General features: G+C 28.7%; 6 protein-coding genes. All 6 read left to right on the forward strand.

The annotated features are described in order from the left end of the window. Positions 1 to 10 precede the first annotated feature (10 nt). The 6 genes from AZI32_RS08645 (at position 11) to AZI32_RS08675 (ending at position 12,117) form a co-directional block, all read left to right on the forward strand. The gene (locus AZI32_RS08645; protein WP_082761196.1) at positions 11 to 1,033 is read left to right on the forward strand and encodes a hypothetical protein; all 1,023 of its coding nucleotides are present in this window, start codon (positions 11 to 13) and stop codon (positions 1,031 to 1,033) included. A gap of 2 nt (positions 1,034 to 1,035) precedes the next feature. Then, positions 1,036 to 2,508, forward strand: coding sequence for a methionine ABC transporter substrate-binding protein (locus AZI32_RS08650; protein ID WP_061995459.1), 1,473 nt, complete (start codon positions 1,036 to 1,038; stop codon positions 2,506 to 2,508). 133 nt (positions 2,509 to 2,641) lie between these two features. Then, positions 2,642 to 4,198 (forward strand): lysine 5,6-aminomutase subunit alpha, encoded by a 1,557-nt coding sequence (locus AZI32_RS08655; protein WP_061995460.1) that lies wholly within the window; start codon positions 2,642 to 2,644, stop codon positions 4,196 to 4,198. Continuing rightward, complete coding sequence (locus tag AZI32_RS08660) at positions 4,198 to 4,986, forward strand: OAM dimerization domain-containing protein (protein WP_061995461.1); 789 nt, start codon at positions 4,198 to 4,200, stop codon at positions 4,984 to 4,986. The genes AZI32_RS08655 and AZI32_RS08660 overlap by 1 nt, the downstream gene beginning before the upstream one ends. A 2,923-nt stretch (positions 4,987 to 7,909) precedes the next feature. Beyond that, positions 7,910 to 11,464 carry a S8 family serine peptidase gene (locus AZI32_RS08670; RefSeq protein WP_061995463.1) on the forward strand — a complete coding sequence of 1,185 codons (3,555 nt, stop codon included), beginning with the start codon at positions 7,910 to 7,912 and terminating at the stop codon, positions 11,462 to 11,464. Between the two features lie 455 nt (positions 11,465 to 11,919). Further along, a complete protein-coding gene (locus AZI32_RS08675) occupies positions 11,920 to 12,117 on the forward strand; it encodes a hypothetical protein (RefSeq protein ID WP_061995464.1) in 198 nt (65 codons plus the stop codon). Positions 12,118 to 12,150 lie beyond the last annotated feature (33 nt).

Genomic DNA, 12,150 nt, shown 5'->3' on the forward strand with positions numbered 1-12,150 from the left:
AGAGAGTTTAGTGAATATTTTAAATTTAATAAGAGGCTATGAAAGTTTATCTATCATTGGCATGAACAAAAATGTAGGAAAAACCACTACATTAAATAAAATTTTAGAAGATACAAGGGGCAAGTATACTCTTGGATTAACTTCAATTGGCCGTGATGGAGAAGAACTAGATAGAGTTACAGCAACTGAAAAACCAAGGATTTATGTTGAAAAGAATACGATTATAGCTACAGCTAAAGAATGTTTATTCAATAGCGATATAACTAGAGAAATTTTAAAAACTACTAATATACACACTCCAATGGGTGAGATTGTTATATGTAGGGCTTTAAGTGACGGATATGTCGATTTAGGAGGTCCTTCTGTAAACTCTTATATGGCAGATATAAAAAATGAACTTTTAGACTTTGGATGCGACTTAGTAATTGTTGATGGTGCTTTAAGTAGAAAGACTTTTGCATCTCCCACGATAACAAAAGCTACTATTTTATCCACCGGAGCAGCACTTTCAAGGAGCATGAGAAAAGTTGTTGAGGAAACTTCGCATACTGTAAATCTTCTAAGTTTACCCCATGAAACAAATGAAGATATATTAAAGATATGCAATGAAGAGTTTGAAGATAAAAGGGTTGGAATTATATTTAAGGATTTGACTTTTAAATCTCTAAATATAAAAACTTCTTTAGAAGCAGCAAAAGAGGTATCATCACTTTTAGATGAAAACGTAGCATATGTCCTTATAAGAGGAGTTTTAACAGATAGCGTTATAGAAGGAATTATGAAATCTACTAATTTTTATAAAAAAATAACTTTCCTTTGTGAAGATGGAACTAAATTATTTTTATCAAAAGATAATTTATACAAATTTACAAAACAAGGAGGAGTTATTAAGGTTTTAAGTCCTATAAAGGTTTTGTGTGTTACAACAAATCCAAAATCTCCATATGGATATGAGTTTGATAAGCAGAAATTTGTTGATGCTTTGAAAGAAGAACTTGATATACCTGTTTTTGATGTAATTGGAGGAGTATAGTAATGAAGTTTTTAGATAATGAACAGAAAAAACAAATTGGTTTTGATTTTCTTATGGAACAATTACAAACTATAACATTTTATGGTTTAGAAGAAAAAAAGAAGTTAAAACCATATAAAAAAGATGAAAGAGCTAATTTAATTGTTGAACTTGATGATTTAGATAAGCTTATAAAGTCTATAAATGACAATAAAGATAAATTTAGTGAAGTACAAAGACTTTTAAGAAAAGTAAAAGATATAAAGAATTCTATAAAAAGAATGCTAAAAGAAGAAACTTTAGATGAAGTAGAATTATATGAAATAAAATATTTTTCCATGATTATAGAAGAACTAAAAATAATTATAGAAGACTTAAATTTACAAATTGAATCCATAAACTTTATTTCTCTTAAAGAAGTTATAAAAATTTTAGATCCAGAAGATAAGAATATACCTACTTTTTATATATATGACGATTATTCCAATGATTTAAAAGAAGTTAGAAGAAAAAAATCAAATATAGAAAAGAAGATATTTTCAACAGATGATGATGATACAGTATGTACTTTAAAAGAAGAAAGACTAAAACTTGTAATTGAAGAGGAAAATGAGGAACTAAGAATAAGACAAGCTCTTACAAAATCCTTGAAAGAGTTTGGAGAGAACATATTATATAACATAAAATGTATAGGAATCCTTGATTTTAAAATAGCAAAAGCTAAAATGGCAATTGATTATAATGCTATAAGGCCTAATATTATAGACCATATGAATATTGAACTTGTAGAGGCTTTTAATCCAGAAGTAAAAAGTGTTTTAAATAAAAAAGGAAAGAATTTTACCAATCAAACAATTACTATAAAAAGCGGCACAACAGTAATAACTGGGGCAAATATGGGAGGAAAAAGTGTAACTTTAAAAACTATAGTTCTAAATTTGTTTTTAGGACAAATGGGATTTTTCGTATTTGCAAAAGAGGCCACCTTCCCAATTTTAGACTTTATACATTTCATATCTGATGATATGCAATCTATATCTAAAGGTCTTAGTACTTTTGGAGCAGAGATTATAAAGTTAAAAGAAGTTGTTGAATGTGTAAAAAGAGGAGATGGATTTGTAGCATTAGATGAATTTGCTAGAGGAACAAATCCAAAAGAAGGTTTTTATCTTGTAAAATCCTTAGCTTTATATTTAAATAACTTTTCAACTATTAGTTTAATATCCACTCATTATGATGGAATTGTTGAAGAAAACATGGAACATTACCAAGTTATTGGACTTAAAAATATGGACTTTGAAAGTCTAAAATATAAGATAGATTTAAATAAGACAAAATCAGTAGAGACTATACAACAGCATATGGAATATAGATTAGAAAAGGTATCAAAGGAAGATAAAGTTCCTAAAGATGCTTTAAACATAGCTATGTTATTAGGTCTTGATAATGAGATTGTTGATATAGCAAAAGAATTTTATGAAGAACAAAAGGCATAAGCTAGAAATAATTAAGAATTGGGAATAAAATTTCATTTTGTTTCATTTGTCTCTTGTCTAATAAAAATAAAATTCTCAATTCTTAATTCTTAATTTTAATTATTATTATTATTATTTTATAGGGGGTATGGCAATGGAAAGCAAATTAAATTTAAATTGGGAACTTGTAAACAAAGCTAGAGAATCAGCAAAAAATATTGCTAAAGATACTCAAGAGTTTATAGATAGACATACAACTGTTGCAGTTGAAAGAACAATTTGTAGATTACTTGGAATTGATAATGTAGATGAATTTGGGGTTCCACTACCAAATGTAGTTGTAGAGAACATAAAAAATGGAAATGGTTTAGGAATTGGAGCATCTAAATTTATTGGTAATGCTATGGTAGAGACAGGACTTTCTCCACAAGAAATAGCAGAAAAAGTTTCAAAAGGTGAATTAGATTTAACAAAATTACCTATGCATGATGACTTTGAAATAAAGATGGCTATATCTAAAATTGCTAAAGAAACAGTAACTACAATAAAAGCTAACAGAGGAAAAAGAGAAGATTATTTAAAAGAATTTGGTGATAAAACAGGTCCATATTTATATGTTATAGTTGCAACAGGAAACATACATGAAGACATAATACAAGCTAAAGCGGCTGCAAAACAAGGTGCAGACATAATAGCTGTTATAAGAACTACAGGTCAAAGTCTTTTAGACTATGTACCATATGGAGTAACAACTGAAGGTTTCGGTGGTACTTTTGCTACTCAAGAAAACTTTAGACTTATGAGAGAAGCTTTAGATGAAGTTGGAGAAGAATTAGGCAGATACATAAGAGTTTGTAACTACTGCTCAGGACTTTGTATGCCAGAAATCGCAGCTATGGGAGCATTGGAAAGACTAGATGTAATGCTTAATGATGCGCTTTATGGAATACTATTTAGAGATATAAACATGCAAAGAACTCTAGTAGATCAATATTTCTCAAGAATAATAAATGGTTATGCAGGAGTTATAATAAATACTGGAGAAGATAACTACTTAACAACAGCAGATGCAGTAGAAGAGGCACATACTGTTTTAGCTTCTCAATTTATAAATGAGCAATTTGCTTTATTCGCAGGATTACCAGAAGAACAAATGGGACTTGGACATGCTTTTGAAATTAATCCAAATGTTGAAAATGGATTTTTATATGAACTTGCACAAGCTCAAATGGCAAGAGAAATATTCCCAAAAGCTCCATTAAAATATATGCCTCCAACTAAATTTATGACTGGAGACATATTTAAAGGACAAGTTCAAGATGCATTATTTAACATGGTTACAATAATGACAGGACAAAAATTACATCTTCTTGGAATGTTAACAGAAGCTATACACACTCCATTTATGAGTGATAGAGCTATTTCAATAGAAAATGCTAAATATATATTTAATACAATGAAAGATTTAGGAAGCGAAGTTACATTCAAAAAAGACGGAATAATGGACAGAAGAGTAGAAGAAGTTCTAGGAAAAGCTGCTGATTTACTAAATGAGATAGAAAAAGAAGGTCTATTTACTACTATAGAACAAGGTAAATTTGCAGGAATCAGAAGACCTTTCAATGGTGGAAAAGGACTTCAAGGTGTTGTGGAAAGAGAAGAAGGTTACTTCAACCCATTTATAGAATTAATGTTAGGAGGGGACAAATAATGAGTGGTGGATTATATTCAACAGAGAATAAAGATTTTGATAAAACTCTTGATTTGACTAAACTTAAACCTTATGGCGATACAATGAATGACGGAAAAGTGCAAACAAGTTTTACCCTTCCAGTTGAGGATAATGAAAAAGGTGTTGAAGCTGCAATACAATTAGCTAAAGCTATGGGACTTAAAGATCCTAACGTAGCTCATCATGAAGCACTAGATAAAGAATTTACTTTTTATGTTGTTTATGGGTCATTAATTCATACTGTAAACTATGAAGAAATTCATGTACAAACTGTAGAAGTTGATACAATGGACATGAAAGAAGTTGGCGAATATATAAAAGAACATATAAAAAGAGAAGTTGTAATTATAGGTGCAAGTACAGGAACAGATGCTCATACTGTTGGTATAGATGCTATCATGAACATGAAAGGTTTTGCAGGACATTATGGTCTTGAAAGATATGACATGATAGATGCTTACAACTTAGGAAGCCAAGTTGAAAATGAAGAATTTATTAAAAAAGCTATAGAACTTAAAGCTGACGTTTTATTAGTTTCTCAAACAGTAACTCAAAAAGATGTTCACATACAAAACTTAACAAATCTTGTAGAGCTTTTAGAAGCTGAAGGATTAAGAGATAAAGTTATATTAGTTTGTGGTGGACCAAGAATAACTCACGAGTTAGCTAAAGAACTTGGTTATGATGCTGGATTTGGACCAGGAAAATATGCTGATGATGTTGCATCATTTGCTGTTACAGAAATAGTGGCAAGAGGCCTACAATAAAATATATGAAAAGAGTTATCTTTAGGATAGCTCTTTTTTTATTTTTAATAAAGTAAGGTCTAAGGTTGAGATATAAAATTAATGTTAGTTACTGGTTCTTTGCTTATTTTATTATGGGGATAAAATAAAAAAATTAAGGATTAGGAATTATGAATTAAGAATTTAGGAGGAAAGTGGCAACCACTTTCTTTTTAATCTATAAATATAATTTGCCTTGCAAATTTATAAAAAAATACGTTGAGAATTACTAGGAGCATATCGAATAGTAATAACAATAACTGTTAACTATTCACTCTTAACTCTTAACTGAAAATATATAATATTTTTAAAGTGTGCAGCCGTAACAAATTATATAATTGACAAAGGACAATTGACATTTGACAATTATGGAGGAAACTAGAGTTAAATTAAGGATTAAGAATTAGGAATTAAGAATTTAGGAGGAAACTGGACACTAGTCCAGTTTCTTTTTAATTAGAGGGATTAAAATTTAAGTTTGGGAGATGAATCTAACTAAAGTTAAATTCAAAGTTTACAGCCGTAACAAATGGGACAGGCACGAATGGTGTATACCCATAAAATAAAGAGTAACTCTTCAAATTTAGTTATAATAAATAAAAAAGTTAGCCAGTCCCCTTAAATAGTTAAGAATTAATAGTTAAGAGTTCAGGATGAAAGTGGTAACCACTTTCTTTGAAATAAAGTAGCTTTGCTGCGTAGATGTTCGGGACCGACTTTGAGTATCATTGGAGAAAAACTAAAATCAACAAAAGTATCAAGCCTAAAGTACAGAAAAGTAGCCAATTACGCGTCTGTCCCTCTTGTGATGGAGGTGGAAACTTGGGTGATTGCTTGGCTAGTTGAGGTAGAGGTTTAAAAAAATTGGCAATGGACAAAGGACAATTGACAATGGGGGAGGAAACTGGATTCCAGTTTCTTTTTAATTTAAGGGAGTAAAATTTAAGCTGAAGATATAAAACAAACTAAAGATATATTCAAGGTTCGCAGCCGAACAAGAAGGACAGGCGTATCTAAGTATATTTTCCATGAGTAATTTTTACAGTGAAATCATAATGTTATCAATAAAATTTAAAGCAATCAAAGCCGGTCCTAAAATAGTAGCTTTGCTGCGTAGAGGTTTGGGACCGACTTCGAGTATCATTGGAGAAAAACTAAAATCAACAAAAGTATCAAGCCTAAAGTACAGAAAAGTAGCCAATTATGCGTCTGTCCCTCTTGTGATGGAGGTGGAAACTTGGGTGATTGCTTGCTTAGATTTTGTTAATAAAACCAAATTAAAAAAATACGTTTAGCATTACTAGGAACGAAGTGAGTAGTAATAACCATAATTAGTAACTCTTAACTCTCTTAACTCTTAATTAAAGAAGTCCCATTTGTGATGGAGCCAACACTAGTAGTAATTGCTTATTTAAAAATTTCACTAAAACTAATATAGAGGTAGTGGTTCTTTGCTTATTTTATTATGGGGATAAAATAAAAAAATTAAGGATTAGGAATTATGAATTAAGAATTTAGGAGGAAAGTGGCAACCACTTTCTTTTTAATCTAATAATATAATTTGCTTTGCAAATTTATATAAAAGTACGTTGAGTATTACTAGATTACTAGGAGCAAAGCGAGTAGTAATAACTATAACTTTTAACTATTCACTCTTAACTCTTAACTATCAAAGTCTTTTGCTTAAAAATATTTGTTGTTCAGGAATTTTATCTTATTATATATAAATACTGTAATTTTTTGAAATGGTATTTTCAAAGTTATAACATAGTATAAAGTATTGGATTCTAACTAAAAAAAATGGGTAATTCAGTACTAATAGTAAAATTATTTTGGAAATTATATTGTTTAAATATAAGGTATTCACGAATAAATAAACAGGATTAATATTGTTAATTTTAAATAAGAATGTATCTATGTAGTGTTGCAATTGAATAAGATACAAATTAAAATGTAAAAATGTATCAAATAAAGGGAAAAACAAAATTTAATATGAAAATGTCGAAAAAGTAATAGTAACAAAATAAAAAAATAAAAATCTAAATAAATTATAAGAAACAATATTGCAAAGAAAAAGTAGCGAAGTATAATAAAAATATAACATGAATTTAAATAGTTTATGTAGTATTACAAGGTATAAAAAATAATTAAAGACATATTTAAATATATTTTTAGAAGTTTGTTTTGCTAAAAAGTATATCACATCAAAATTTTGAAAGCACATATAGTTTACTTTAAAATTACATCTTAAAGTCTTACTGTAATTATTTAAAGTACATTAAAATCCCAACATAATTATTAGTAAATCTAATTTAATAAATATACAACAAAAAGTTAATGTAAATTTAACAAATGGAATATTTATACACAAACTTAACGGAAAATTTTTAAATGGTTATAGATATTTTAAAATGAATATATTCCACTTGCTATGGAGCTATACTTGGATCTATAAATAATTAATAGATTAGATAGTTAATTTTAAATATAAAAACAACTAAAATTGTATCCAAAATTCATAGCATGTCTTAAAAATATTTAACTATTATTAGGATATATTTATAGGGATACAAGCTCCAATTTAAATTTATACATCAAATTTTTGTTATCAGTTGATAAAAATAAGTACAACTGTAGTTAGTTAATAGTTTAGAACCCCATATGTACATAGCATATGAATTTAAAAAATATTTTATTTTTATATGTTTAGGCATAATCAAATAAATAATAAGCTAGTATTCTTATTTATTTGCCATGAATACTTTGTTGGTAAAATCCAGACATAGCCTTACTATGGCTAGATTTCATCTCCTTATCTCGTGACAAATATGCTTGGAATCTTTGACTTTTTATTTCTTTTCATATGCCTTATTAAAAAATTTAAAATCTAAGGGGGAGAGAATTTATGCACAATAAATTCCGAAAAAATTTATCCAAGGTTATAACAGTGGCATTATTAGCATCATTAACAATGGGTTCAATTCCTAGTATGGCAAAGGCAGAAGAAGCAGATAAACTTTTAAATATGCCTTTATCAGTAGAAACAAAGGAAAAGATTTTAAAAGATTTTGAGTCTTATTTACCAGAAGTAGATACTATATTAAAAAACAATGAAAATCAAGAAGAAGTTATAAGAGTTATCGTTGAAGTTAAAGGACAATCTGCACAAGAGATGTTAAAAGGAACTGGAGAAGTTACACAAGGCCAAAGGCTTATGGTTGAAGATTCCCAAAAACCAGTAAAAGATGCTGTTTCTAATTTGGAAGATGTCAATATACGACATAGCTATACTAATGTATTTAACGGATTTAGTGCAGAGGTAAAAAGAAAAGATATAAAAACTATAGAAAATATTCCTGGTGTTAAAAAAGTTGTAGAAGTTCAAAGATATACAGAAGATATGAATAGTGCAAGAAAACTTACTCAAATAGAAAATGTTTGGAAAAAATACAGCATGAAGGGCGAAGGCATGGTAGTTGCCATAGTAGACACTGGAATAGATTACAAACACAAAGACTTTAAGAACCCTGATGATTCTTCAAAATTAAAATTAAATAAAGAAAAAGTAGAGGGAATAAAAGCAAGTGGCGTTTTAAAAGCTGATAAAAATGCAGAAACTTACTTTACTGAAAAAATTCCTTTTGGATATAATTATGCAGATAAAAATAATGAAATTGTAGATTTAAGAGATGCTAAATCACCACATGGTGCTCACGTAGCTGGTATTGTTGGTGCAGATGGTGATGAAAAATTAATGGAAAGCAATCAATCAGTTAAAGGTGTTGCACCAGAAGTTCAATTACTAGCAATGAAAGTATTTTCAAATGGAGCAAACGGTCAATACACTTATTCTGATGACCAATTAGCTGCAATAGATGATGCTGTTTCACTAGGAGCAGATGTTATAAATATGAGTTTAGGTGCTCCAGCTGGATATAGAAAGGATTCAGATCCAGTTCAAGATGCAATAAGAAGAGCAACAGATGCAGGTGTTATGGTTGTAGTTTCAGCTGGTAATAGTGGATATTCAACTGACCCTTATGGATTAGGCACTTTAAATGACCAAATAACTGTTGGTGATCCAGCACTTGCAAAAGATGCATTTATGGTAGCAAGTTATGAAAATTCAAATATTGCTAACAAGGTAATATCTTTTAAAGATGGAAATGGTAAAGTTGTATCACAAGGAAGTTTTAAAGAGCATCAAGTTGATTTTGAGAGTATCTATAATAAAGACTATGAAATAGTAGATGGTGGAGTAGGTAATAAGACAGATTTAGGTTCAGTTAGAGGTAAAGTTGCACTTATAAAAAGAGGAGAATTAGGTTTTACAGATAAAATACTGAATGCTCAATCTAAAGGTGCTATTGGCGTAATTATTTATAATGTAGATGGCGATGAGTCACTTATAAATATGGCTACGGATCCAAATATTAAAATACCAGCTATATTTGTAGGAAATAATGCAGGAGCAAAAGTTTTAGATGCTAGCAAAAATGGTAAAGTATATTTTAACGGCGATATAACATCTTCTACTGGAGAAAATCCAAATGCAGCAGATTGTTCAGACTTTACGTCTTGGGGTCCATCACCAAGTCTAGAATTTAAGCCTCAAGTTGCAGCACCAGGTGGACAAATATTCTCTACTTTAAACGAAGGTAGTCATGGAACTATGAGTGGAACATCAATGTCAGCACCTCATGTTTCTGGATCAATGGCATTGTTATTACAAGCTATAAAAGAATATGCACCAGAATTAAAGGGAAGAGAGCTTACAGATTATGCTAAAAATATAATGATGAATACTTCAGCTGTGAAGATGGATAAGAGTGACACACCTTATTCACCAAGAAGACAAGGTGCAGGACTTATACAAGTTGAAGATGCTGTAAAAAATAAAGTTATGGTGACTAATAATGGTGAAGCAGCTGTAGCATTAAAAGAAATAAAAGGTGATAAAGCTACCTTTACTTTAGATATTAAAAATTATGGTAATGAAAAAGTGGAATATAATATAGAAAGTTTAGGCGGAGTTTTAACACAAAGGGCTGAAGATAAAGCAGGCGAAATGATTAAAGATGTTATACTTTCAGATAAGGAAGCAAATTTGACCTTTGATAAAAATACAATTTCAATTGCTCCAAAAGAAAGTGCAAAAGTTGAAGTTACTTTAAATATTGGCTCTAGCATGGAAAAAGACAAATATTTAGAAGGTTATATAAAACTAAATTCTAAAAATTCAGCTTCACCATCATTAAATATACCTTATATGGGATTCTATGGTGAGTGGGACAAAGAAAGTATGATAACTAATAATGCTTGGGATCAAGATAAGCATAAATTGGTAAATACTCTAATTGCAGATGGAAAATACCCTTCAGTTTTAGTAGAAAATTTAGCATTAAGTAATGTTAGAAGACTTGGTAAAGATTCTATAAATATTTTAGGTGTTGTTGGAGAAAATCCTGATAAAACTTATAAATATGACGGATCTAAAATAGCAATAAGTCCAAATGGTGATAAAGTTAATGATGTTATTTATCCAGCATTATATTTAATGAGAAATGCTAAATCTGTTAAAGTAGAAATTTTAGATTCAAATGGAAAAGTTGTGAGAACTTTAGGAGAAGTTAATAATTTAAGAAAGAATTTAATATCTACAGAACAAGGTCAAGTTCCAACAGTTATTCCTAATTTAGTTTGGGATGGAAAAGTATTTAATAGTTCTACTGGTAGATTTGTAACTGCATCAAATGGACAATACACCTATAGAGTAAAAATGAAAATAGATTTTATTGGAGCAAAAGATCAAATGGTTGATATTCCAGTAAAAGTAGATACTAAGTCTCCTTGGTTTAGTGCTGAAAAATATGAAGACCTTGGGGATGGAAAGGTAAAAGTTTACTTTAAGGCAGTAGATGAAGAATCAGGAATTTTAGATAGAGCTAAATTCCCAGTTTTAATAAATGGAGAATTAAATAAGGATGCAACAGAGGCTAAAGTAGAATATGACAGCAATACTGGATTATATAGCAAGGTTATAACTGGATTAAACCCAAGTGGTAATAATGAAATAACAATAGGAGTTTTAGACTATGCTAATAATTTAGGCGGTGGAACAGTTTCTATAGATTTATCAAAAGAAGAACCTAAACAAGAGCTTAAAGAAGAAGGTAGACAGGACTTAATTAGTTTTGCTGATAAGAACTTTGCGGAAAATAAAGTTTTATCAGATAATGAAGTTTACAAAATATCAGGAGAAGTTAATGAAAGCATAAATGAAATAACAATAAATAATGAAAAGGTAGAATTAGTAAAAGACGATTCAGAGAAAATAATATTTAAGTATGATGTTAAATTAAAAGAGGGAGAAAACGTAGTTAAAGTTGTATGTAAAGATTCAAATGGCAAAGTAGTTATAGAAAATCAATACAAGGTAAACTACGAAATAAAGAAGTAGAACAAAAGTTAATTAATAATTATATTTTTGTTAACAAAAAAGATTTTAGAAGAAATTGCTTTTGCAATTTCTTCTTTAATTTAAAGTGAAATTAAAGAAGAAACAAAAATATGAAGTGATAGTATCATTTCAAAATGTAAAATGTATAATTTTATTCAATTTTTAGTAATATAAAAAATAATTTCTAATAAATTACATCATTAATGAACGAAAGATAAAATTTTCTTTAATTGTATTGTAAAAAAAATACTTTAAAGTATAATGTTTATATAATTTACTGTGAAAGTAAAAGGTATAAAGAGTAAAGAGGATAAATATAATTTATATATAATTTTTGAAAAATGTATATAATTTAAGGATGATTTTAGATTTAGATTTTAATATTTATTAATGGAAAAAGGTATATCAGTTTTATATGTTTTTTAAAAATGTAGTTAAAAATAGGAGGTAAATTTGTGAAAGATAAAAAAAGTTTAATTATAATTTTAACTATATTGATAGTTGTGATTATAGGAGGCATTTATTATATGAAAAATAATAAGACAAAGGGTGTATCTGGGTTTGTTCAAGAAGAATATAGCATAAAGAATGCAACAAAGAAAAATTTTTTAATTAGGACGTGTCTGAAAACAAAATATCTAAAACTTATTTAGATAAAACAAAAATAGCAGCAATATAAACAAATG

The sequence above is a fragment of the Clostridium sp. ATCC 25772 genome (genome assembly GCF_001573875.1).
Taxonomy (GTDB): Bacteria; Bacillota; Clostridia; order Clostridiales; family Clostridiaceae; genus Clostridium_J; species Clostridium_J senegalense.

Excerpts from the sequence above, each read along its gene's own strand:
- AZI32_RS08660 (WP_061995461.1), top strand. The coding sequence starts at position 4,198 with ATGAGTGGTGGATTATATTCAACAGAGAATAAAGATTTTGATAAAACT.
- AZI32_RS08670 (WP_061995463.1), top strand. The coding sequence starts at position 7,910 with ATGCACAATAAATTCCGAAAAAATTTATCCAAGGTTATAACAGTGGCA.
- AZI32_RS08650 (WP_061995459.1), top strand. The coding sequence starts at position 1,036 with ATGAAGTTTTTAGATAATGAACAGAAAAAACAAATTGGTTTTGATTTT.
- AZI32_RS08655 (WP_061995460.1), top strand. The coding sequence starts at position 2,642 with ATGGAAAGCAAATTAAATTTAAATTGGGAACTTGTAAACAAAGCTAGA.